Origin of the sequence: Ilyomonas limi, from assembly GCF_005233845.1 — a bacterium.
GTDB classification, from domain to species: domain Bacteria; phylum Bacteroidota; class Bacteroidia; order Chitinophagales; family Chitinophagaceae; genus Ilyomonas; species Ilyomonas limi.
Genome location: NZ_SZQL01000019.1, coordinates 69,081 through 93,739, shown reverse-complemented (window position 1 = coordinate 93,739; position 24,659 = coordinate 69,081). Strand labels below are relative to the sequence as shown.

The 24,659-nt window shown below is 42.7% G+C and carries 22 protein-coding genes; 11 read left to right on the top strand and 11 right to left on the bottom strand.

The genetic code is table 11. The annotated features are described in order from the left end of the window. Nucleotides 1-61: 61 nt before the first annotated feature. Together FC093_RS19490 and FC093_RS19485 are read right to left on the bottom strand one after the other, a co-directional pair. Nucleotides 62-517, bottom strand: coding sequence for a GNAT family N-acetyltransferase (locus FC093_RS19490; protein WP_137263485.1), 456 nt, complete (start codon nucleotides 515-517; stop codon nucleotides 62-64). A gap of 41 nt (nucleotides 518-558) precedes the next feature. Beyond that, nucleotides 559-1,839, bottom strand: coding sequence for an alpha-amylase family glycosyl hydrolase (locus FC093_RS19485; RefSeq protein ID WP_137263484.1), 1,281 nt, complete (start codon nucleotides 1,837-1,839; stop codon nucleotides 559-561). 62 nt (nucleotides 1,840-1,901) lie between these two features. Between FC093_RS19485 and FC093_RS19480 the strand changes: the two genes are divergently transcribed. Then, the gene (locus FC093_RS19480) at nucleotides 1,902-3,281 is read left to right on the top strand and encodes an APC family permease (RefSeq protein ID WP_137263483.1); all 1,380 of its coding nucleotides are present in this window, start codon (nucleotides 1,902-1,904) and stop codon (nucleotides 3,279-3,281) included. Here FC093_RS19480 and FC093_RS19475 read toward each other — a convergent pair. Then, nucleotides 3,261-3,518 carry a hypothetical protein gene (locus FC093_RS19475; RefSeq protein ID WP_137263482.1) on the bottom strand — a complete coding sequence of 86 codons (258 nt, stop codon included), beginning with the start codon at nucleotides 3,516-3,518 and terminating at the stop codon, nucleotides 3,261-3,263. The two genes, FC093_RS19480 and FC093_RS19475, sit on opposite strands and share 21 nt — an antisense overlap. A gap of 468 nt (nucleotides 3,519-3,986) precedes the next feature. On the opposite strand from FC093_RS19475, the gene FC093_RS19470 reads away from it, so the two are divergent. Beyond that, nucleotides 3,987-4,718 (top strand): OmpA family protein, encoded by a 732-nt coding sequence (locus FC093_RS19470; protein WP_137263481.1) that lies wholly within the window; start codon nucleotides 3,987-3,989, stop codon nucleotides 4,716-4,718. Between the two features lie 169 nt (nucleotides 4,719-4,887). Here the strand turns inward: FC093_RS19470 and FC093_RS19465 are convergent, their stop codons facing one another. The 4 genes from FC093_RS19465 to FC093_RS19450 all read right to left on the bottom strand — a co-directional run bounded on the left by FC093_RS19465 (nucleotide 4,888) and on the right by FC093_RS19450 (nucleotide 7,780). Continuing rightward, the gene (locus tag FC093_RS19465; protein ID WP_137263480.1) at nucleotides 4,888-5,187 is read right to left on the bottom strand and encodes a rhodanese-like domain-containing protein; all 300 of its coding nucleotides are present in this window, start codon (nucleotides 5,185-5,187) and stop codon (nucleotides 4,888-4,890) included. Nucleotides 5,188-5,198: 11 nt separating this feature from the next. Beyond that, nucleotides 5,199-6,020, bottom strand: a complete 822-nt coding sequence (locus tag FC093_RS19460) for a PASTA domain-containing protein (protein WP_137263479.1) — start codon at nucleotides 6,018-6,020, stop codon at nucleotides 5,199-5,201. A gap of 38 nt (nucleotides 6,021-6,058) precedes the next feature. Beyond that, on the bottom strand, nucleotides 6,059-7,048 hold the full coding sequence (locus FC093_RS19455) for a D-alanine--D-alanine ligase (RefSeq protein ID WP_137263478.1): 990 nt from the start codon (nucleotides 7,046-7,048) through the stop codon (nucleotides 6,059-6,061). 384 nt (nucleotides 7,049-7,432) lie between these two features. Continuing rightward, nucleotides 7,433-7,780, bottom strand: coding sequence for a 4Fe-4S dicluster domain-containing protein (locus FC093_RS19450; RefSeq protein ID WP_137263477.1), 348 nt, complete (start codon nucleotides 7,778-7,780; stop codon nucleotides 7,433-7,435). 64 nt (nucleotides 7,781-7,844) lie between these two features. Between FC093_RS19450 and FC093_RS19445 the strand changes: the two genes are divergently transcribed. Then, nucleotides 7,845-8,861, top strand: coding sequence for an acyl-CoA reductase (locus FC093_RS19445; RefSeq protein WP_137263476.1), 1,017 nt, complete (start codon nucleotides 7,845-7,847; stop codon nucleotides 8,859-8,861). A gap of 133 nt (nucleotides 8,862-8,994) precedes the next feature. On the opposite strand, the gene hemW is transcribed toward FC093_RS19445, so the two are convergent. Next, nucleotides 8,995-10,116 carry a radical SAM family heme chaperone HemW gene (gene hemW, locus FC093_RS19440; protein ID WP_137263475.1) on the bottom strand — a complete coding sequence of 374 codons (1,122 nt, stop codon included), beginning with the start codon at nucleotides 10,114-10,116 and terminating at the stop codon, nucleotides 8,995-8,997. A 36-nt stretch (nucleotides 10,117-10,152) separates the two neighbouring features. Between hemW and FC093_RS19435 the strand changes: the two genes are divergently transcribed. The 8 genes from FC093_RS19435 to porN all read left to right on the top strand — a co-directional run bounded on the left by FC093_RS19435 (nucleotide 10,153) and on the right by porN (nucleotide 21,218). After that, nucleotides 10,153-11,955, top strand: coding sequence for a POTRA domain-containing protein (locus FC093_RS19435; protein WP_137263474.1), 1,803 nt, complete (start codon nucleotides 10,153-10,155; stop codon nucleotides 11,953-11,955). Between the two features lie 165 nt (nucleotides 11,956-12,120). Then, a complete protein-coding gene (locus FC093_RS19430) occupies nucleotides 12,121-13,014 on the top strand; it encodes a DUF4271 domain-containing protein (protein WP_137263473.1) in 894 nt (297 codons plus the stop codon). After that, nucleotides 13,011-13,862 (top strand): uroporphyrinogen-III synthase, encoded by an 852-nt coding sequence (locus FC093_RS19425; protein WP_240743373.1) that lies wholly within the window; start codon nucleotides 13,011-13,013, stop codon nucleotides 13,860-13,862. The genes FC093_RS19430 and FC093_RS19425 overlap by 4 nt, the downstream gene beginning before the upstream one ends. A 109-nt stretch (nucleotides 13,863-13,971) precedes the next feature. Next, nucleotides 13,972-15,999, top strand: coding sequence for a thioredoxin domain-containing protein (locus tag FC093_RS19420; RefSeq protein WP_137263472.1), 2,028 nt, complete (start codon nucleotides 13,972-13,974; stop codon nucleotides 15,997-15,999). A gap of 336 nt (nucleotides 16,000-16,335) precedes the next feature. Then, on the top strand, nucleotides 16,336-17,613 hold the full coding sequence (gene porK, locus FC093_RS19415; RefSeq protein WP_137263471.1) for a T9SS ring complex lipoprotein PorK/GldK: 1,278 nt from the start codon (nucleotides 16,336-16,338) through the stop codon (nucleotides 17,611-17,613). 104 nt (nucleotides 17,614-17,717) lie between these two features. After that, nucleotides 17,718-18,488 (top strand): type IX secretion system motor protein PorL/GldL, encoded by a 771-nt coding sequence (gene porL / locus FC093_RS19410; protein WP_137263470.1) that lies wholly within the window; start codon nucleotides 17,718-17,720, stop codon nucleotides 18,486-18,488. Between the two features lie 101 nt (nucleotides 18,489-18,589). After that, a complete protein-coding gene (gene porM, locus FC093_RS19405; RefSeq protein ID WP_240743372.1) occupies nucleotides 18,590-20,107 on the top strand; it encodes a type IX secretion system motor protein PorM/GldM in 1,518 nt (505 codons plus the stop codon). Nucleotides 20,108-20,117: 10 nt separating this feature from the next. Then, nucleotides 20,118-21,218, top strand: a complete 1,101-nt coding sequence (porN, locus tag FC093_RS19400) for a type IX secretion system ring subunit PorN/GldN (protein WP_170971159.1) — start codon at nucleotides 20,118-20,120, stop codon at nucleotides 21,216-21,218. Nucleotides 21,219-21,371: 153 nt separating this feature from the next. On the opposite strand, the gene FC093_RS19395 is transcribed toward porN, so the two are convergent. The 3 genes from FC093_RS19395 to FC093_RS19385 form a co-directional block, all read right to left on the bottom strand. After that, nucleotides 21,372-22,682: a radical SAM protein gene (locus FC093_RS19395; protein ID WP_137263468.1), complete on the bottom strand. Its 1,311-nt coding sequence runs from the start codon at nucleotides 22,680-22,682 to the stop codon at nucleotides 21,372-21,374. Nucleotides 22,683-22,693: 11 nt separating this feature from the next. After that, a complete protein-coding gene (locus tag FC093_RS19390; protein ID WP_137263467.1) occupies nucleotides 22,694-23,284 on the bottom strand; it encodes a hypothetical protein in 591 nt (196 codons plus the stop codon). Nucleotides 23,285-23,463: 179 nt separating this feature from the next. Continuing rightward, nucleotides 23,464-24,516 (bottom strand): agmatinase family protein, encoded by a 1,053-nt coding sequence (locus FC093_RS19385; protein ID WP_137263466.1) that lies wholly within the window; start codon nucleotides 24,514-24,516, stop codon nucleotides 23,464-23,466. Between the last annotated feature and the right edge of the window lie 143 nt (nucleotides 24,517-24,659).

Sequence of the window (24,659 nt, the reverse complement as noted above, 5' to 3'; positions counted from 1 at the left end):
TCTTACATAACTGGCTTTTCTCTTTTAAATCATTATAATGATTATGAATTATGCAAACAGGTTAGCCCTGCGGCATCCGTTGCATGTGTATATGAGGAATGTTATCTTCCAGGTACACCCCGCCGATAGCCTCAAACCCAAACTGCTCATAAAATTTTTTAAGATACAGCTGCGCACCAATTTTGATGGGCACATTGCCAAATAACTGAATGCAATGAGCTATGGATTGGTGCATCAGTTCTTTTCCAATGCTTTTGCCACGGTAAGCACGGGCACTGGCAACACGTCCTATAGAAGCATATTCGTAAGTAATGCCCGGCGCAATAAGGCGGGTATAAGCAGCCAACATATTGCCATCGTAACCGCTTAGGTGAAAGCATTGTTTATCCACCCCATCTGCATCCTGAAAAACGCAGTTTTGCTCTACAACAAATACATCGTTTCTCAGTTGGATAATATCGTATAATTCTGCTGGTGTAAGGTCATCAAAAAAGCGGCAGCGCCATTCAATGTTCATCAGTATAAAAAATAGTTTTGATTGAATATGTAAGCAATAATTTATTCTCCCGTTCTTTCATACACAAAATACTGCCAGGGCTGCATTTCAAACTCAACCGTACTATCAAATTGAAAAGAAAGCTCCGAAAAAACGTTGCGGAAAGTACCTTTCAACCTTTCGTGGTGAATGCTGAATTTTATTCTTCCGGCATTAGAAAAGTTAAATAATAACAGCGCCAGCTTATCATTATTGCAACATATATACGCCACTACTTTGTCTTCCGCACCGGTAGTGAGCCGTATTAATTCTGCACCACAATCAAACACGGGGCAGCGCTTTCTAAAGTATAATAAAGTTTTATAGAAATGGTGCAATGCAGGTTGCTGTTCTGTCCAGGCAATTTCATCTTTATCAAAAAATAATAGCCGTTTGTGGTTAGGCAATTCCTGCCCGCTGTAGATCAATGGAATGCCCTGCCAGGTAGCGGCAAACACTGCAAACGTTTTTGCCGTAATGCCATATTTCTCATACTCGGTACCATTCCAGCTATTCTCGTCATGGTTGGTAGTAAACAATAGTTTTTGTGCATGAATGGTGCATTGGCTGGCATATTTTACCAATACATTCATCATTTTTTCAGGCGTCATTTGGTGCTGCACCAACTCTGTGCTTACTGCCATCCATTCCCACGCATACGATGCATCAAATACCTGCAAATAATCGGCTTCATCACTTTCTGCCAGCCAGTACAGCGGCTTGATAGCATCGCATTGCGTACGCGCTTCCTTCCAAAAATCCAATGGTACCAGGTGCGCCATATCGCAGCGAAAGCCATCAATATCGCACGTAACTACCCAATGCTGCAAAGCGGCGATCATTGCCTGGCGCATGTCTTTATTGGTATAGTCCAAATCAATCACATCTACCCAACCGTGGGCCTCGGTAAAGTTGCCGTTAGCATCCTTCTTATACCATTCCGGATACTGTTTTGCCCAGGCGCTATCCGGGCTTGTATGATTGGCTACCCAGTCTATAATCACCTTCATACCCATTGCATGAGCTTGCTGTACCAATGCTTTAAAATCGTCCATCGTACCAAACTCCCGGTTAACAGCGGTATAGTCGGCTACGGCATAATAACTGCCCAGAGAGCCTTGTCTTTTTTCGAGACCAATAGGCGTAATGGGCATAAACCACAATATCTCCACACCCATATCTTTTAACCGGGGTAAATGTTGTGCAAAAGCATTGAACGTGCCCTCTTTGGTGTATTGCCTCGTGTTTACTTCATAAATATTACTATCCTCTGCCCAGTCCACAGTTTTAAATAAAAGGCTCATTATGTATTTTTTGTTTGGTAAAGCAAAGAAACACTATTATTGTGCCTAATCGCTAACAAACTATGCCCGAACAACACTTGCAAAAAAGAATAAGTCTGCTGCAGGCAACCGCCATTAATATGACCGATATGGTAGGCATTGGTCCTTTCATTGTGTTAAGTGCGGTGGCTGTGGTAATGGATGGCGGCTGGTTTTTATATGCATGGATAGCCGGCGCGTTGCTGTCTTTTACCGATGCCTGTATCTGGAGCGAACTGGGCGCCGCCTATCCCTTAGCTGGCGGCAGTTACAACTTTTTAAAAGTAGGCTTTGGTCCAAAATGGGGCAAACTGATGAGTTTTTTGTTCGTATGGCAAACGATGATACAGGCCCCGTTGGTCATTACTTCGGCTTCGCTGGGCTTTGCCAAATACTTTGCTTTTATTGTGCCGCTCAATGTGGTAGAAAGTAAAATGGTAAGCGGCGGATTGGTGGTGTTGATAATGATTTTATTGTACAGAAAAATAGAAACGATTGGCAAAATAAGCGTGTTGCTTTGGATAGGTGTGTTGCTCACCATTGCCATTGTAATTGGTGCTGGTGTAATGTATGGCAATTTTTTACAGCCTATTGAGCGTATAAATGAAGGCGCCGATTTCAGCTTTGCTGCGTTGGCTGCTTTGGGCACTGCCAGCGTAAGCTCGGTGTATAGTTATTTGGGATATTATAACGTGTGTCATTTAGGCGGCGAGATTATTAATCCGCAAAAAAATATACCACGCAGCATGTTTATTTCTATTGCGGGTATTGCTGTTTTGTATCTGCTAATGAATATCAGTGTGGCATCGGTGCTGCCGATGGAAGCGATTAAAAAAAGCGACTTTGTAGTGAGCGAATTTATTCATGTGCTGGCGGGTGCGGGTGCTGCTACTGTAGTAACCGTGCTGATATTGTGGGTGGCGTTTGCTTCTGTGTTTTCGGCTACGCTGGGCTACAGCCGCATACCGTATGCCGCTGCGCAGGATGGTGCGTTTTTCCGCATATTTGCAAAGCTGCATCCTACCAAAAACTTTCCGTATGTGTCTTTGCTGTCGTTGGGTTGTATTGCTTTTATTTTTAGTATGCTGTTCGATAGCGTGGCAAGTGTGGTAAAAGCTATTTTAGCCATGCGGATACTGGTGCAGTTTATTGGTCAGGCAATTGGATTGTTGTTGTTGCATAAGAAAGGCAGGCAGCATTTCCCCTGGCGCATGCCGCTGTTTCCCATTCCTGTTGTGTTGGCTATATTGATATGGGTGGGTATTTTTTACTCCACCGGCGAATTGATGTTGTATGGTTTAGGGGTAATAGCAGCCGGTATTATTGTTTATTTTATAAAAGCTTATCTTACTAAAGATTGGCCGTTCTATGATACACAAAAGAAAGAAGCGCAAATAGAACAGTTACTCAGCGATAATCCATAAATACACCACTACAAACAGCAGTACTATTTCCATTATCCATATCCAAAGTAGCTTCCATTTAAGGCTTTTCTTTATAATATAGTCTGCTATCAGGGAGCCACCAATAATGGGCAGCGCAATAAAAGCGATATTGCTTTTTACTTCGGTTGCATCATTGCCCAGCATATACTTTATCAGTATAACGATAAAGACAATTGCGGTAATGAATAGTGGTGTAATGTGTTTTAAATACTTCATATGCATTTTAAAAACCTGATAAAAGTAAGGCTATCCGCCATTTTGTAAAGACCATTAATGCCAACAGGAACTAATAATTTCTTGTAACCAATGGCGGTTTTATGCGGAACCTACCGGCAGGCAGGTGAATGGTAATAAATCAAATTGAAATTTCAATAAACGTATCAAGTCGTTAGCTTGTAGTAAGTAATCAGCAAACCAGCAGATTCTGTACAAAGCCGCCGCTGATTTGCTTTTAATAATATTTTCTTACCGGCGGCATTTACGGAATAACGCATTGGCATTATACACCTTGTTTTAAAAGCTATTGAAGCCATTTTACTTCAATTGCGCTGCATCTTTTACCACAAAGTACAACTTTACTATTTGCGCAGATTTCGTTATAAACTAATTGGTTTATAAAAGCATAAATATAACTGTTGTGTACAATGGCATAATAATTGGCTAAACGGCAATAAAAGCTTTTATATGAAAAGAATACAATCTTATTTTTTAGTAGTAGCCACTGCTGTATTGATGCTTAATACATCGTGCAGCAATATGAATAAAAGCCAGAAAGGCGCTGTAATAGGTGCCGGCGGTGGCGCAGTCGTAGGTGGGGCTATAGGCAAAGCCACCGGCAATACGGCTTTGGGTGCCATTATTGGTGCGGCAGTAGGTGGTACTGCCGGTGCAGTAATTGGTAAAAAGATGGATAAACAGGCTGAAGAAATTAAGAAAACAGTGCCATCGGCTAAGGTGGAAAGAGTGGGAGAAGGCATCACTGTTGAATTTAGTAACAATGTGATGTTTGCTTTTAATAGTTATGCATTAACACCCACTGCAGACAGCACATTGGAACAACTGATTACTATTTTAAACAAATATCCAAATACCAATATTGAGGTACAGGGGCATACCGATAGCACCGGTACACATGAGTACAATCAAACATTATCGGAAAGCCGTGCACATGCTGCAGCCCAATACCTGAGAGATCATGGCATTGCAGATTCGCGGATTACAGAAAAAGGCTATGGCGAAACTGCACCAAAGTATCCTAATGCTACTGCAGAAGGCCGTGCACAAAACCGCAGGGTGGAGTTTGTGATAAGTGCTAATGAACAAATGAAAAACGAAGCGCAGCAGGAATCAAATCAAAATGACGGAACTCAGCAGCAATTAAGACGCGGCAAGAAAAACCGGAATCAAAATCAATAGCAGGTTTTATTTCAATACAATGCTGTTGAAGACAGGAGATGCCGGAACTATACAGCATCTCCTGTCTTTAGCGATATGAACAGGAATAAAGAAAATACATTTATTATAGGCTACAGCTTAAATCTTAGGGTTATTTTGTTTCTTAAATTCAGCTATTATTGTCTTATAATTATTTCTTCTGCCAGTCGAGCATGCCGCCCACTAAGTTCTTTACATTTTTATAACCCAACATTTCCAGCATATTGGCAGCAATACCACTACGGTTGCCACTGCGGCAGTAGATAATAATTTCGTCGTTTTTCCAATCTTCAATATCATCCAGTTGCATGCTTTGCAGCTTGCCAATAGGCACATGCCTGCCGCCAATATTAAAGTCGGCACGTTCATAATCTTCGCGTACATCCAGCAGGTTGGGCTGCTCGCCTGCGTCCATGCGTTTTCTCAGTTCGTCGGTAGTAATTGTTTGCATAAGTAAAATTTTTATGGTGTAGGAGGGGGTGGTGGCGCTTGCACAGCAACAGTATCAGTTACCGGCTGTTGCACACTAAGATATACATCAATGGCTTGCCCTGGATGTATTTTATTTTGCTCACCGCCCGGTGATTCCACTGTCGGGTTTTGATGATATACATACGCGTTGTTTCGGTCCTGCACATCGGCATCCGCCACTATGGCGCCAACGCTTAAATTAAGACTGCGAAGATAACTGCGTGCATCAGTAAGTGTCATTCCTGTGAGGTCGGGTACATCCATTATGGCATTGCCAATGCCATCGCCCAGCACAAGGTTGATGGCACTGCCCATATGTACTTTAGTGCCGGGTAGCAATATCTGATTTTTGAAACGCTGCTCCAGTACAGAATTGCGGGCAATATCAGGACGGTAAGTGGTGTCGCCCAATTTCAGCCCCACACTTCTCAAATACATCTCTGCACTCTGAAAAGAAAAGCCACGCAAATCGGGCATGTCTATGAGTGGTGCTACAGCGCGGTTGATAGTTAAATAAACAGTGCGGTTTTTCTTTACAGTCGCATCGGCTTCGGGCGACTGCCTTACAACAGATGCTTTTGCAACAGTATCTATATATACCGAATCCTGCACTTCTACGCCAAAGCCCTGCGACTCGAGCAGTTGGGTGGCATCGTTTATATTTTTGCCGGTTACTACCGGCACTTTTATATTTTCATCATGATGGGTTATCCAATCGAGCGAATTGAAAAACAAAACAACGATGAGTATAATTAAAACAATTGCCACCAACAGATTGACAAGGAAACCCTGCTTTGTAAGAAATTTAAACACTATATAAAGTAATTAAGGTGTATAATATAAACGAAACATTATGCCGTTGCGCATGTTTCTTCAATTAAAGCTGTGTAAAATTCTTTTAAAGTCCAGCCCATTGCTCTTACCTGCTGCGGCACTATGCTGGCATCACTTTGCCCCGGCACGGTATTTACCTCCAGCATATACGGCTCGCCGGCAGCTTCGTTGTATATGAAATCTATACGGATAACCCCGCGGCAGTTGAGTGCTGCATATATTTTTTTAGCGGCAGCCCTTACTTTTTCAGCAACCGCTTCGTCCACTTGTGCCGGCGTTATCTCTTCGCTTTTGCCCAGGTACTTGGCTTCATAATCAAAGAAATAGTTGTGCGATTTTACTTCGGTCATAGGTAAGGTAATAATCTTCCCCTTAGCTTTAAATACGCCAATTGTAAACTCGCGGCCTTCAATAAACTCTTCTACCAGCACCTGATCGTCTTCTTTAAAAGCTTTTTCTATAGCAACGCCCAGTTCTTCCGAAAAGGAAGCTACTTTACTCATGCCAATGCTGGAACCACCATTGTTGGGCTTTACAAAAACAGGGAATTGTAAATTTTGAACCACTTCATCGGCATTGGTAAAATTATTTTTATGAAATAATACGGAGCGGGCTACCTTAATACCTGCAAAAGCAGCAACGGCAACAGTAAATCTTTTATTAAAGGTTAATGCAGATGTAGCTGCATCGCAAGTAGTATAAGGCAAATGCAGCATGTCAAAATAGCCTTGCAGTTTACCGTCTTCGCCCGGTGTGCCGTGGATGCACAATGCAATGGCATCAAAGTTTATTTTCCTGCCGCCGTCTATCACCGAGAAGTCGCTGCGGTCAACAGCACTTTTCGCCCCTTCCTCATTTTCATATACCCAGCCGTTAGGGTTGATGTCTATTTTATATACATCAAATTTCTCTTTATCCAGGTTGTTATATACTGTTTTGGCGCTCAGGTAGCTGATGGTGGCCTCGCCACTATAGCCACCGGTTACCAATGCTATTTTCTTTTTCATGCAGGTAAAAAATATAAAGCGCAAAGAAAGAGAAATGTTTTGAAATGAAAGTAGTGCATTGGGGTGAATATAGAAGTCTAAGAGACTGGTCATTCCGTAATTGCCGCCAACATGAATTTAAACTTTGCGGTGGTTTTGGGCTAAATCTGTGCTTGCCTGTATTTGAAAGTAATTGTAAGCATTCGCTACAGTAAGCATATACTTCGATTCATTTACTATTTACAGATCCCGCATAAAGCCGCCGCTTAGTTTGATTGTAACAAAGTGCCTTTACCGGCGGCAATGGCGGAGTGACGGCAGTGATAAGCTCATTTTAATAAACGATAAGCAATAAAAAAGTGAAGCATGATAAACGCTTCACTTTTACAAAACAACTTATAACTATTACAGGTGTAGTTTATCTTTTTTCTCTAATAATTCCTCAATTGTTTCGCGGTACATCTCATCGGGTACACAACAGTCAACCGGGCAAACCGCCGCGCATTGTGGCTCTTCGTGAAAGCCCTGGCACTCGGTGCATTTATTAGGTGTTATGTAATAGGTATCTACACTTATTGGTGCAAAACGCTCGTTGGCATCTACTACCTGTCCATCCATGAGCGTAAACGAACCTTTTACGCTGGTGCCATCGGTAATAGCCCACTCGGTACCGCCTTCATATATCGCATTGTTGGGGCATTCCGGCTCACAGGCACCACAATTGATACATTCATCCGTTATTTTTATAGCCATAATATGTCTTAATTTATTTGGAGGTTTGAAACTACTTTTGCAGGTTCAAAAATACTGCGGAAAAATGAATGTAGAGCAACGAATTGATTTACTGGTGCGGCTGGGCAAATATATGCAGAGCGATGCACCGGCCTGGCAGCAGGCCAAACACATGGCTTATCTACACAACAAATGGTTCATCCCCGAATTTATCGATACAGCAGTTGATAATATTGTAAAGGCATTTTTGCAAAAAGATATATTGGAAGATTTAGTGCAACAATATGATGTAAAAGACATGGCAACCCACATAAAAACAGTAGGCATTGTAATGGCTGGCAATCTGCCGCTTGTGGGCTTTCACGACTTTATTTGTGTGTTTATCAGCGGTAACAAATTAATGATGAAACTATCTTCCAAAGATGAAGTGTTGTTGCGGCATGTAGCAGATCAACTGATTGAATGGAACAGCGAGGTAGCATCGGTTATCACTTTTGCAGAAATGCTAAAAAACTGTGACGCATACATTGCAACCGGCAGCAACAATACCAGCCGGTATTTTGATTATTATTTTGCCAGATACCCACATATTATACGTAAAAACAGAACGTCTGTTGCCGTGCTGGATGGAACGGAAACAGAGGAAGAAATTGCATTATTAGCCAATGATATACAACTCTATTTTGGGTTGGGCTGCCGCAATGTAACCAAGCTGTTTGTACCAGAAGGCTACAATTTTGTGCCATTGCTCGAAGCGCTGAAAGCGTACGAATATTTAATGGATTATAATAAGTACAAAAACAACTTCGATTATCAACTGGCGCTCCTGATTATGGGCAATAAGTATTACATGAATAATGATTCCATTATACTTACCGAAAATGCCAATTTGTTTGCGCCGGTAGCACAGTTAAATTACAGCTATTACAACTCCAAAGAAGAAACAATAGATGTGCTGAAAAATAATACTGATGTGCAGTGCATTGTAGGACACGGTTGTACACCTTTTGGACAGGCACAGCAGCCCTGCATTACCTCGTATGCCGATGGCGTGGATACGATGGCGTTTCTGATGGAGTTGAATGCAGATGCTGAACTGTAAGTTGTTTTTATTGGTAATTATTTCGGTGCTGTTGTATTTGTAAAGTCTCTTCAAGGCTTTGTGCTACAATACCAGCAAACTATTCATTAATTATCATAAATAGTAACACAATAAAGTACTCACAATGTAAAACTTACCTAAACAACCCTGCCGCAATACCATCTGCCAGCAATTTGCCGCTCCTGGTAAGCTGAAGGTGGTTATTTACAAACACCACGTTGCCCTGCATAATGTATCGCTTTGCTCCTTTAATAAGTGCCATACTATCTACCTCGCTCCATTGTGCAGAAACATGGTTGAGCGAAATGCCCTGGCGCGTGCGCAAAGAAGTCATAATGTATTCGTTAAGCTGCTGCATCGGCGTGAGGTGTTCAATTTCAAAAGGCACTGTGCTGCGGCTGATGCTTTGCATGTACAATGCATTGTTGGCTACGTTCCACTGACGGCTGGTGCCGTTGAAAGAATGTGCCGAAGGCCCCAAGCCCAGATATGGCTTCCCTTGCCAGTAGCTGCTGTTGTGCCGGCTTTCGCAGCCCGGCTTTGCAAAGTTCGAAATTTCGTAATGCTCGTAGCCTGCATCTTTTAGCCAGCGCACGAGCAACTCAAAATGCTGGCTTTGCTTTTCTTCATCTACATCAGGCATCTTTTTGTTTTCAATCATCTTATGCAAAGCGGTATTAGGCTCTACCGTAAGTGCATAACAGGAGAGATGCGGAATGTTTAAATCAATTGCCTGCTGTACATTGCGGCGCCATTGCTCGTTGGTGAGCGTGGGCGTGCCATAGATAAGATCAATGGTGATGTTGCTAAAGCCGGCACGTTGCGCCAACACAATGCTTTGTAATGCCTGGTATGCATTGTGTGCGCGGTTCATCCAGCTTAGGTCGGCATCGTTAAAGGATTGTATGCCAATGCTGAGCCGGTTGATGCCTAACATTTTCCAGGAGTGCAGCCGTTCTACATTAATGTCGTCCGGATTTGCCTCAAGTGTTATTTCTGCATCATTGGTAATGGTGAAATTGTCGCGTAGTTTCTGTAACAACATTTGCAGGCTGGTTACGGAAAGCAGGCTAGGCGTGCCGCCGCCAAAATAGATAGTAGCCACCGGCTCGTCAAGATAACGCCTTCTTAGCGCTGCTTCTGTACCAATTGCCTGTGCCATCTCGTTGATGTACCTTGTGCTGGCAGAAAAATGAAAATTACAGTAGTGACAGGCCTTCTTGCAAAAAGGAATGTGTAAATAGATGCCTGCCATAACCTGATAATTTCCCCTTATAAATTGTAAAAGTGAATGATAAAAGTAAGTGAATACATGCGCGAAATAGTGTATGTACTCCTGTGCTTTCTTGTGTGTGTACAAACGAAAGGACAAAGGTTGCAAAAAAATTATATATTATCGGTACAACCGGTAGATACAACCCCGGCTTTTATACAAAATTTAAGGCTGCAGGAGCAGTTTGCCACGGCCACCGGCTGCCTGCAATATGCGCAACAGTTGCCGTCTATGCTGGCGGCCATAGGCTATATAGCAGCATCGGCAGATACAATACAGCAAGATTCCAGTGGCGTTACGGTAAAGCTGTTTGTGGGTGAAAAATATACCTGGGGTAGCCTATATGCAGATGATAAAACGTGGAATGTGCTTGGCACTTTAGGCTACCGGCAATCTTCTTTTAATAACAAACCTTTTGACCCCGGTAAAGTAAGTGCCGTTTACGATCAACTATTGGATTATTATCAAAACAATGGTTACCCTTTCGCCAGCATACACTTAGCCAGCGTACTATTGCAAAGCGGATTGGTGAGTGCAAAGTTGCAGGTAGACAGCGGCGAATTGTATCATATAGACAGCATTAGCATTCATGGTAAAGCCAGGTTAACGCAGGATTTCATTCATCGCTACCTGGATATTGCACCACACGAAATATATAATGAAAAAAAGCTGCAGCAAATAGATCAACGCCTGGCTGAATTGACTTACCTGCAGCAATCGCAGCCCTGGAATGTAATGATGCTCGGCAGCGGCGCAATTTTAAATTTATACCTGGAGCCCAAGCAAAGCAACCAAATAGATGTAATTGTTGGCTTTTTACCTGCCAATGAACAAGTTGGCGGCAAACTCCTGCTCACAGGGCAGGCAACCATCAATCTTAAAAATGCATTCAGCACCGGCGAAACCATTGGTGTGGACTGGCAGCAATTACAGTCTAAATCGCCACGGTTAAATCTGCTTTTCAAACGTCCGTACCTTTTCCATTCGCCCTTTGGTATCAATTTCAATTTTGAATTGTATAAAAGAGATTCTTCTTTTCTCAATATCCATGCTTTATTCGGATTGGATTATAATTTTTCCGCGAGGCAAACAGGTACTTTGTTTTTACAAACTAATTCCAGCCGCTTATTAAGTGTGGATACCAACGCTGTTATTGCTACCAAAACATTGCCCGACGCCAGTGATATAAATGCAGTGAATATAGGTTTGCAATATGCTTTGAACAATACCAATTATACCCTTAATCCGCGCAGCGGCAACGAAGTGTGGCTGAGAATGAGCGCAGGAAATAAAACTATCACTAAAAACAATGCTATCATCAGCATTAAAGATCCCAACTTCAATTACAATAATTTATATGATACCGTACAACTCAAAAGCTACCAGTTGCGTGTGCAGGCTTCAGCAGCACATTATTTTGCACTTGGCAGGCAAGCTGCCTTGAAAACAGCTCTTAACGGCGGGTGGTATCAAAGTCCGTCATACTACGTAAACGAATTGTTTCAAATAGGCGGCTACCAACTGTTGCGCGGCTTTAACGAGGAAAGTATTTATGCTGATAGATATGCTGTGGGTACGCTGGAATACCGATATCTCATTGGCCAAAACTCCTATTTCTTTGTCTTTAGCGATGGCGGCTGGGCGCACTACCAAAGCTTTGCCACTGCTTTTGCGCATACCTATATTGGTGCGGGCCTTGGGCTTGCTTTTGAAACCAAAACTGGTATTTTCAATATCAGTTACGCGATAGGTAAGCAGGATGATACCAAACTGGATTTCCGGCAATCCAAAATACATTTAGGGTTTGTGAGTTTATTTTAGGAGAATGGTACTCACAGATAACGACTTATTCTATCCTTTACTTATCCTTTCTGCCATTAGCCTGATTGCATTTGAAAAATAATAATTCTTCTACTTTTCACCTGTGCTTATCTGTGTTATCTGTGAGAACCAATACCTGTTCGCATTACCTTTGCAAACATTCTTATGCTTAATAAAACGCTGCTCCTTTTACTGCTTTTTTTTACCATAAAAACGTACGCGCAAACCGATACTTTGCGCAGTCAGCCTGTAAGTGATTCTGTAGCCAGGGGCGATACTGCTTTGGTGGCAAAGCCCGCCACGTATGCCCTTAGCTGGCAGCAGGATACACTGTACACCAAGTTGTACCGGAATTTGTATGCAGGCAATAAAAAAGGTGCTGTATTTATGATAAACAGCGTGCGTCAGCCCGGCGATAAGGATGAATTGTTTTATATGCTGGCAGGTTTATTCCTTGTGGTAGCCATTACCCGCACCGGTTTTCCTAAATATTTTCAAAATATATTCCGGTTGTTTTTTCAGTCCAATTACCGGCAAAAGCAGTCTAAAGAAAGTTTGCTGCAGGATAATCTTCCCTCGCTGCTGCTCAATATTGCTTTTCTCCTGTCGGGCGGTTTGCTCATTGCTCTACTGGCCAATGGTTCGCCCCAGGTAGCGCACATACCTCTGTGGTTGTTGTGGCTCTATACCTTTGGTACTTTGGCAGTTATCTATATTGGTAAGCATTTATTTATCCTTTTTTGCGGGTGGGCTTTCAATGTGCCGCAGTTTGCATTCAATTACAACTTTATTGTTTTTTTAGTTAATAAAGTAACGGGTATTTGCCTCCTGCCATTACTTGCGATTATGGCTTTTTCGAACGGGCAAACACGCGATACCGCTGTTACGGTAGCCCTCTCACTGGTGCTGCTTATGCTCTTGTACCGCTATGTTGTGGCACTTGGTACGGTAGTAAAAAACTTGAAAATTAATGCAGTTCACTTTTTTATTTATCTTTGCGCAGTAGAGATACTTCCTTTGTTGGTTATTTATAAATTATTATTTATAATAATAAAGTGAGTAATTTAAAAAACCCAATTTTTCCTGAGACGAATAGCATGCTAAAAAACGGGGTAAAAAGTAACAGCGCTGCCAAAAAAAACAGCAAAAAGATTTTAATAACCCAGCCCAGGCCAGAAAGCGATAAGTCCCCTTATTTCGATCTGGAAAAAAAATACAATGTCGAGCTGTTTTTTCATCCATTTATACGGCTCGATGGTATTCCTGCACGCGAATTCAGAAAGCAAAAGATAGATATAACTGCATTTACGGCTATTATTTTTACCAGCCGTAATGCTATTGATCATTTCTTTCGCATGTGCGATGAAATGAAAGTTGCGGTAAACCAGGATAATAAATACTTCTGCATTACCGAGGCGGTGGCTTTGTACCTGCAAAAATTTATTTTGTATCGCAAACGCAAGGTTTTTTACGGAGCAGACGGCACCAACAAGAGCCTGTTTGATGTAATTAATAAGCACAAGGAAAACGAGAAGTTTTTATATGTGTGCAGCGAAAACCAGCAGGATAATGATATAGTGAACCTGCTGAAGAAAAATAATTGCGAATACCAGCTTGCCTTTATGTACCGCACTATCAGCAACGATATAAAGCCGGTAATGGAGCAGCATTCGTACGATGTTATTTGCTTTTTTACACCCAGCGGCATTCGCAGTCTTTTTGATACGTACCCCGATTACCAGCCAAACGGAACTTTAATTGGTGCATTTGGCAGCAATACCTTAAAAATAGTGGAAGAAGTAGGTATGCAAGCCGAAATAAAAGCGCCTGCGCCACAAACGCCCAGCATGATAGCTGCACTGGATAAATACCTGGCGCAAACAGCTATTGCTACTAAAAAAAAATAAGCCGGTCTTTTCTTAAATAAAAGCATTGTGGCCATCTGCCATAGCCTTCTTATGCAAAAAATGTTTTGTTTTTTTGCACTACTTTCTCTTATTTTTATGCCATAACCTAATGAAAACAATACACACCAATCGCCTCATCCACGAGGCAAGTCCTTACCTGCTGCAACATGCGCACAACCCTGTGGATTGGTATCCCTGGGGCGAAGAGGCATTGCAGAAAGCCAAAGCTGAAGACAAACCGATACTGGTGAGTATTGGCTATGCTGCCTGCCACTGGTGCCACGTAATGGAACGCGAAAGTTTTGAAAACGAAGCAACTGCCGCGCTGATGAACCAATATTTCATCAATATAAAAATAGATAGGGAAGAGCGCCCCGACCTTGACCATGTGTATATGGATGCGGTGCAGGCAATCAGCGGGGGCGGCGGTTGGCCGTTGAATGTATTTCTTACGCCTGATTGCAGGCCTTTTTATGGTGGTACTTATTATCCGCCTGTGCGGGCTTTCAACCGGATGAGCTGGACTGAATTGCTGCACGCCATCCACGATATGTTTACCCAAAAGCGCAACGAAGTAGAGGCACAGGCAGAAAATTTGGTTAATCATCTGGCAACCTCTAACCTGTTGGAGTTGCAGGAAGATAAAGATGAAGTATTTAATGAAGATAACCTCTTAGCTGCGGCAGATGCAATTTTAAAACACGCTGATACCGAATGGGGTGGCTTTGGCAAAGCCCCTAAATTTCCGCAAACGTTTATTATACAGTATTTACTCAGGCACTATTATTTTACCGGCAGCGAGCCGGCAATCAGGCAAGCTTTGCTCAGCCTGGATAAAATGATTTTTGGTGGCATTAACGACCAGTTGGGCGGCGGTTTTGCCCGCTACAGCACCGATGCGCAATGGCTGGCGCCGCATTTCGAAAAAATGCTTTACGATAACGCGTTGCTTGTAAGCACCATTAGCGAAGCGTACCAACTTACGCAACAGCCGCATTATGCTGAAGCTATACGCAATACGCTGGCATTTGTACGGCGAGAGCTCACCACGCCCGGTGGTGCTTTTTTCAGTGCGCTGGATGCCGACAGCGAAGGCGTGGAAGGAAAATTTTATACCTGGAGTAAAGCCGAAGTAGATGCGATATTGGGTGATGACAGCGACTTATTCTGCAAGATATATGACGTGAGTGAAAAGGGTAATTGGGATAGCACCAATATTTTGTGGCAGCCCCGCTACGAAATGCCTTTGAGTGAGGAAGAAAAGAGTACACTTGCACGCTGCCGTGAACAATTGTTTGCTATCCGGGAAAAGCGTATTCGTCCATTATTGGATGATAAAATATTATTGGGCTGGAATGCTTTGATGATAACGGCTTGCTGCAAAGTGTATAGTGCTTTGGGCGATGTACTTTTTTTACAAATGGCAACCGCTGCTATCCAATTTTTGGAAACAAAATTGCAACAAGGTGACGAATGGCTGCATAGCTGGAAAGAAGGCAAAACAGCACATGCGGCTTTCCTCGATGATTATGCATATTTAATACAGGCATATATTCATTTGCAGGAAGTAACAGGAAGCCAATATTATTTATTAAAAGCCAAAGCATTGACAACTTATGTGCAGCAGCATTTTTGGGACAATGAAGCCGGTTTTTTCTTTTTTACACCTAATCACCAAAGCGATGTAGTGGTAAGAAAGAAAGATGTGTACGATGGAGCGATGCCATCGGGCAATTCGGTAATGGCCGGCAACCTGCATTACTTGTCTATCGTATTTGATGAGCCGGAATGGCTGACGCAAAGCCTCCGTATGGTACAAAGCATGGCAACAGCTATGGTGCGTTATCCCACTTCGTTTGGTGTATGGGCGGCGGCAATGCAGAACATGGTGTATGGTATAAATGAAATAGTGATAACCGGCGCAGCAGCATCGGGCGAGTTGCCGGAATTATTACAGCATTTTATACCGAATAAAATTGTGCAATTGGCAACTGAACCACCATCGGACAACGTATTTAGCTTATTGCGGGGTAAGGAAATAAAATCTGAAGCAGCTATTTATGTATGTAAAAACAATACCTGTTTAGCGCCGGTAATAACAGTGCCAGCCGCATTAGACCTGATTGGTGAATTGTAGGCAGTAAATAAGTGTAAATAAGTTGTGATTAAAGATTTTATTTTTTGCAATAAAGCAAAGATAAACACGTTTTTCTAACTTATAAAGTTTGCATGCCAGAGGAGAAGTTTGGGGTTTGATCTGGCATAGTGTATATATTTTGGATAATTTCTGTGCAGTAAAGATGTTACGTTGAAACAGATATCCCTTACTGTTTTAAGCGGAAATTATAGGCTTATTAAAAAATATTAATGCAATAATTCAATCTGGCGCTGCGTTAAATTGTATTATTGCAGTCATTCTCAAACAACTGATTAATATATCATCAACTGTTGTAAGGTTTCAAAACCATTATAAATGAAAAACCGATTTTTCGCCTATTTTACCTTAGCTCTTGCTGTTGCGGCTGCTTTTGGTTGCAACAAAGGAAAATCTAAAAGTGCTGTGCCGGATAATGGCCAGTTGGTGGGCGTAGCGCCCAGTTCCCGCATCAGTATGGACAAGCCTAAGGGAATGGTATATATCCCTTCCGGAACCTTCCACATGGGACCAAGCGACGAAGACATCAATTTCAATTATACTTCCCGCAACAAGCAGGTATCTATCAATGGCTTTTGGATGGATGCTACGGAAATAACCAACAATGAATACCGTCAGTTTGTGTACTGGACGCGTGATTCGCTGGCTGCCGTAGAACTGGGGTATATAAAAACCAGCGCCGATGGCGATACTGCTGTGGACTGGAAAAAAGCTGCAGGCATCAAGTACGATAAAGCCAATATGGAAAAATTGTCTGCCCTGGTGCTGGCGCCGGACAATCGCATATATGGCAGAATGGAGCTGGACCCTGATAAGATGGTGTACAACGTGCAGGGCTACGATTATAAAGAAGCTGCCAAACGCGAGAATGCCAGCCGTCCTCGTAAAGACTTTATTTTCCGCTATAATCAAAAAGTTTTCCCCGATACGCTGGTGTGGATGAGAGATTTTTCTTACTCGTACAACGAGCCAATGGCTCAACGTTATTTCTCGCATCCTGCTTTTGGAAATTACCCGGTAGTAGGTGTTAGCTGGAAACAGGCAGTAGCCTTCTGTGCCTGGAGAACGCATTACCTGAATGCCTATAATGAGAAAAAGAAGTATGCGCAGGAGAGCGATTTCCGCCTGCCTACCGAAGCAGAATGGGAGTATGCAGCCCGTGGCGGCCGTACTCAGTCTATGTTTCCCTGGGGTAACTATTATTTAAGAAATAAAAAAGGTTGCCTGTTGGCAAACTTTAAACCTGGCCGCGGTAACTATCCCGAAGATGGCGGCTTTTACACCGTACGTGCCGATGCGTACTGGCCAAATGACTTTGGGCTGTACAACATGGCAGGCAATGTGGCAGAATGGACAGGCTCTTATTTTTATGAAGGTTCTTACAATTTTCAGCACGACATGAACCCCGATGTACGCTACAATGCTAAAGACACTGATCCTCCGCGAATGAAGCGTAAGGTGGTACGCGGCGGTAGCTGGAAAGATGTAGGCTACTTTTTGCAAACAAGCACACGCACTTACGAATATCAGGATTCTGCAAAATCTTACATTGGTTTCCGCTGCGTGATAGATTTACCTGCACAGTTAAGAAAATAAAATTGTCATTAAAATCTTTTTATTCCATAAAAAACATACGGCATCAGCCGTTTATTCTAATCAATCAAACAATATCAAAATAAAAATAAAAAAACAAACAAGAAATGGCAGCTGCAATTCCTCCAAAAGTTAGTAGAATCGTTGATATATTCGTATCCATTGCCGCGGCAGTCGTAATCGTGGGCGCCCTGTTTAAAATTGAACACTGGGAAGGTGCCGATGAAATGCTGATTGTAGGGTTAGGCACCGAAGCGGTAGTGTTTACCGTATATGGTATTTTGTATGTTATGTATCCTGCAATAGATGACCACCAGGTATCGCTGGCTGGTGCAGAAAAAATACCTGCCGGCAATCCGGCGCTGAAAAGTATGGAAAAAATGTTGCAGGAAGCAGATATTACACCTGCCAACCTTTCTAAGCTGAGCGCAGGTTTTCAAAAATTGGGTACTACCGTAGATAAGATAGGTGAGATTGGCGATGTGGTAAAAGCTACCGGCGACTATACTTCTAAAACAAAAGAAGCTACTGCCGCGTTAAGCACTGTAAAAGATGCTTACAACACTTTTGCCAACTCCATGAATGCCTTTGCCGGTGCAGCCGAAACAACCAAAGGATTTCACGGACAAGTGCAGGTGCTTACCAAAAACCTGTCTTCACTCAATACTATTTATGAGTTGGAGCTGCAGGAAAGTAATAACCATCTGAAAGCGTTGAACTCCTTTTACGGACGTCTTAACGAAGCTTCTCAGGCAATGCAAACCAGCGCCGAAGATGCAAAACGTGCACAAACGCAGATTGCTACATTGGCAAATAACCTTACCAAGCTTAATCAGGTGTACGGTGGTATGCTTACAGCTATGCAGTTGAAAGCGTAAATAAAGTAATTATATAATAAAGCAGGTTTTTAAAATGAAGCCTGTTTTTAAATATAACTTTAAAAACAATATCAGTTTAAAAAGAAAATTTATAATAACTAATGGCACTACCCAAAGAGCCACGGCAGAAAATGATTAACCTGATGTATTTGGTGCTTACAGCCCTGCTGGCACTAAATGTATCATCGGAAATATTGAATGCTTTTAGGACAGTGAATGATAGCCTGAACAATGCTACCAACACTATTGAAGATAAGAATAAAACCCTATTTAGATCATTAGCTGATTTACAGAAGGACTCTAGAACGGCTGAAAGAGCGGCTATTTGGGCCCCGAAAGCAGCTAAGGCAAAACAGCTTTCTGATGAAATGAATACATACATCATCAATCTTCAGAATAAACTGAAGCAGGAAGCGGATTTAGACCCCGCAACCGGCGAATTTGATGAAGGCAGCCTTGAAGCTGCTACCCGATTAATGGACGAGAAAGGCGAAGGAAAAAAGCTGCTTGATAAATTAACCGATTTTAAAAAATCATTGCTAGGTATTGACCCTGCCATCGCCAAAGAATTTGGTAATTCGCTGCCCATTGATTTGTCTATGCCCAAAGTACGGGATAAAACTAACAATACCTGGAGTGCAGCTTACTTTAGAATGACACCTACTATTGCAGCGGTTACCATTCTCAGTAAGTTTCAGAACGATGTAAAAAACAGTGAATCGCAGGTAGTTGAATATTGTCATAAACAGATTGGACAGGTGCAGGTAGTATATGACCAGTTTCAGGCTTTTGCCGGTCAAAGTTCACAATACTTAATGCCGGGGCAGGAGTTAGAAATTACAGCCGGCGTAGGTGCTTTTAGCGCTGCCGCAAAGCCTACTGTTGTTATTGACGGTGCTAATGTGCCGCTTAATGCCAATGGTGCTGCTGTGTATAAAACTACCGTAGGTGGACCAGGTTCTTATACTAAAAAAGTGCACATTACATTTACCAAGCCGGATGGTACACAAGGCAGTAAAGATGTGGATGTAAGCTATACGGTTGGTTCGCCTACAGGCGCCAGCGTAAGTGCCGATGCAGTGAAAGTATTGTATATTGGTTTAGAAAATCCTATTTCGGTAAGCGGTGGTAATGTGGGTGACGAAAGAGTAAGCTTTAACATCAATAATGGCTCTTTCACCAAAGACCGTCCGGGACATTATATTGTACGTCCGGGCAAGCCAGGCACGGCAGATATTACCCTTACGATAGACGGTAAACCACAGGTATTTCCTTTTCGTGTAAAAACGGTTCCCGATCCGATAGCTATGGTGGGTGCGAGCAAAGGTGGTCGTGTAAGAGTAAACGATTTTAAGGCACAGGCTGGGGTACGTGCGGAATTGGAAAACTTTGTATTCGAAGGTGTGCAGTTTAATGTTACTGGTTATACTATAGTTTGCCAGGGCTCCGGCTTCTCCGAAGGTTTGCAATACCGTCAGGTAAGCGGCAATTCATTCAACCCGGTAAGAGATATGATCGAGAAATGCCGTCCGGGAAGTGCGGTTACTATAGATGAAATCAGGGTATCAGGTCCGGGTGGCAGCCGTACATTGCCTCCTATTCAATTCAATTTGTATTAAAAACTGGATTATGCAGGTAAAATATTTTAAAAGTTTTGCTGTGTTGGTACTGGCTATTGTATTGGTAAATACCGGTATGGCACAACGCAAAAAGCAGGTACGCAGTGCTTATGGTAATACGCCAAGTGCCTACGGCAATACAGGCAACAACAAAGCGGCGGATACTACCATAAAGAATAACAACCAGGCGGGCTATGGTAATGCCAATACCGGCAACCAATCAACGTATGGCAATACAGCACCGGCTGATAATGGTATAGATACTACTTTGCCAATTAATGTTATTCCATCTACCAGCGGCGGATTATTAGATACCTTGCGTCCATCATTGCGCGAAGATGCAGCGGTAGATAGAGACCTGATACTGGAACGTACACCGCTCGAATACCAAAATATACGTGAAGATGATGCTATCTTCCGTGTGCGTGTATGGCGTGAGATTGATACCCGTGAAAAGATAAATATGCCTTTCCGTTACGCAGCTGTAGAAGACAATGGTAGCCAGCGTTTTATCAGTATTTTATTGAGAGCCATTCAGGATGGCAGTGTTACTGCTTTCAGCGCCGATGACGACCGCTTTACTACACCTATCACGCCTGATCAGGCCATATCAGCTTTTGGTGGTGGTTTTGATACCTCACGGGTGTATGACATGCAGGGCAACATTACCGGCTACCAGGTAAGGGCAAAAGCAGTTGACCCCGATTCTATTTACAAATTCCGCCTGAAAGAAGAATGGATTTTCGACAAAGCTACCAGCCGTATGTACGTGCGCATTTTAGGTATTGCGCCAGTTATTCCGGTTACGTTATCCAATGGTATGAAGCTTGAAAACAGCGACCATCCGGTATGGTGGATATATTATCCTGATCTTCGCTCTACGCTCACTAAATATCAGGCGTATAATCCAAAAAATATGGGTGCACGTATGACCTGGGATGAGTTGTTTGAAAACCGTATGTTCAGCAGTTATATCACAAAATCTACACTGGACAATCCATTTGATCAGTCTATCCGCGAGTATATTAAAGATCCATTATTTAGATTGTATCAGGGAGAGAATGTAAAAGATAAAATATTTGATTACGAGCAGTCGCTTTGGTCTTATTAAGGTGGAACCTAATCTTCTAAGATTAGCAAAATATAAAAAGCCCCGGATGATAAGGATTCGGGGCTTTTTATATTACTATAACTGATCATCGGGCTTCACATATTAAGCCTGATAGAGTTTACACATCCTTTGCGCCTTCGCGGTTAAATTATATTACACCGCCATTACCTTTGCAAAATCCCTATTATAATTACCTTTTATTCTTTCCATTGGCGGGTTATAGTAGCCAAACTTTACCTGCGGAAATTCTTCCTGAATTAGTTCCATCAGTTGCTTAACCCCCAACATTTCCCCTGTTTCTATTTCCCCAATCAAACCTAAATACCAGTCGGGATCAATATTAAAATTGCGCCATTGAATCATATTCAAATCTGTTTCTTTAATCAACTTGCGCAAAGCCTCATATTCTTGCACACTATCGGTCATTCCCGGGAAAACAAAATAGTTGATGCTTGTCCAGCCACCAAAACTGCGCACCACTTTCAGACTTTCCACAATATCCTCAAACTGGTAGTTGTTGGGACGGTAATATTTGGTGTAAATAGATTTACGAGCCGAATTAGTACTTACACGAATACTGTTCAATCCTGCCTCACATAAGGCTTTCACTGCATCGGGCTTAGAGCCATTCGTATTGATATTAATGCTGCCTTTATCGGTATGCTTGCGGATTTCAATAATGGCCTCGCGGATGGTATGCCACATCAGCAGTGGCTCGCCTTCACAGCCTTGCCCAAAACTTACAATAGGGTAAGGTGCATGTAGCAGGTGCGGTACGGTAAATTCGGTAATTTCTTCGGGTGTAGGTTTAAACTGCAAACGATCTTGTGTAGAAACAATACTTTCTTCTTCGGGCTGAAAAGAAATACAACCAATACAATTGGCATTGCATGCCGGCGAAGAAGGCACCGGACATTCCCACCTGCCCAAGGCAAAATTGCGTGCAGCGGGGCAGTGGTAAGTGTTGCAGCAGTTGTTCATTAAGTGCTGTACCAGCCGGTTGTGTGGGTAAGCCTGCAGCAAGTGCTGTGCACCATTTCCAATTTTAGTATCATTATATCCTGCACATTCCTGGCGAATATCCTGCTCTATGCGGACAGCCGGTACGTAGAATTGATTGTTGTACCAGCCCGCAGCGGTATAGCAAAACAGCGGAAGGGTAGGCGCATTTGGTTCGCTCTCGTAAGCTGCCAAAAATAACCCCGTGTGTGCCGGCGGAATAAATGCCGCTACTGCCCAGCCTTTGGTGCACAGGCGCATATCGCCGGTACGCACATCTATGCCAATGGCTTTTCGACCTGGCAATTCATACAGGTTACCACCTTCAGGCAGTTCAATCCAGTCTTCTTCCGGTACCGGGAAAGCATCCCAACCAGCACGGCCAACGGCATAAAGGGTTTTATCTTCAAAGATGTTGCCTTTGCCATCGGAATATAATAAATAGGGAGAATGTGTAAGGGACATGATAGTATTTGCTATACAGATGCGGGTGCGGCAGCTTCGCTCAACTTTCTGTTGCAAAAAGCATTAAGCTCTTTTTCCAGCGCTGCATTTACATCTGCTTCTGTTTCTTTTTGATAAATTTTATTATTCTTAAAATCAATAGTAATAATGTTGTCTTTCAACAGCATATTATCAATTTCATTCCATGTAAATGCCTTTGCAGGCAGGCTATTAAATACAATGCCGTTATCGTCAATACCTATTTCTGCCGGAAACTTTACCTGCCGTTCTATGAGTGCGGCAATTGCATATAAGGCACCTATCCAATAGTTGTTCAATGGCTCAATAAACCAGCCAACCGCCGCTACTGCCAGTCCCAGCCGATAATAAGGCACGCGCTTAAGCTTTGGGGCAAATGCCAAAGAATAAATACACCATAACAGTATAATGCCGCTAAAAATGGCATACAGGATGGCAGCATTATGATACACCCGCGATGGCCAATGCACCCACGCTGTATAAATAAATACAGCTACAGCCAGCATTAACATTAATAAACTGATGGCATTAGCACTTTTATAATCGGGCTGCTTAACCGTAATAACATAATTATACCTGCTCATGCCTCATTTTTATATAAAGAAGCTGTTTAAAAATTAAATAAGCTGGTGACCACGTAAGCCCAAAAGAAGGAGTTGCACGAAGGTATGCTTTGTTCTCCTTAGTGTTATTCTATGTGCGCTGTGTCTCCGCTTCCAGCAATCATTTGTAAACAACTTATTCAACTATTTGCTGCTATAGCTTACTCGTTCTTATTACCATTACTTTTTACCAGCAGGTTGCATAGCCGCCAAAGCAGCCGCGCACCAACAACCGAATCAATGCAACCTTCGCCATTGCCTATTTCCACCAGGTCGAAACCAATCACCTGCTTTCCTTTTTCAGCCATTTTATTAAACAAATACAGCACTTGCTCCATTTCGAAGCCGCCGGGAACGGGCGTACCCGTACTGGGACATAGCTTGGGATCAAGACCATCCACATCAAAAGAAATATATACTTTATCAGGCAAATGGCTAATAATTTCATCGGCTATCGCTTTCCAGTGTTCGCCACCAAACTGGCGCTCTTTAATTTGCTGATCGAGGTAAACAACAACACGATCGCTCTCCTGTGCGCGGATCCATTCTTCTTCACACAGGTCGCGAATGCCCACCTGTATAATACATTTTACGTCCGGCACTTCTTCCAGCACATTATACATGATGGAGGCATGCGAATAAGTGAAAGCTTCGTATGCTTTGCGCAGGTCGCAATGCGCATCTATATGCAAAATGCCAAATTCACCCCTTTTTTCAGCCAGCGCTTTTATGTAGCCGAGCGGTGTACTATGGTCGCCACCCAATAGACCTACCAATTTACCGGCATCCAGCAATTCTTTTGTTTGTTCATACACCCAGTTATTGAGGTATTCGCCACCCTCATTTATTTCTCTCAGGCTTTTGCTGATGAATTTATTTTGCTCTACATCATTGCCCTTGGTCATATAGTCGATGTACAGCTCTGCTTCTTTGCGTAGGTAATCACTCTTCAGCAATACTTTACGGTTCAGTTCACGCATAAAAAATCCCTCTTTCCAGCCATTCGGAAAATACAGGTCAAAAAGGTCTACCTGCAGGGAGGCTTTCATTACCTGCTCCGAACTGCGCGAAGTGCCATCGCCCGAACTTACCGTTACTTCCCACGGCACAGGCAATATCACCACTTTCGCTTCTTCTTCGGTAAAAGGAAGCCCAAAAATGTTGTTATTGGGATTAGCCGGCCCGTTGGGGTCAAAATGTTCTAAATCTGCCATAGGTTTACGCTCATTAAAAATGCTGCAAGATAAATAAGCAATAGTATATCCAATAAAGCGCCGGACTTAAGGAATGGTGAAATATTATTTTATTAGCTAAGGAGTATGGAGTGTTACACATTAAAAAACTCCTTTACGAAGGA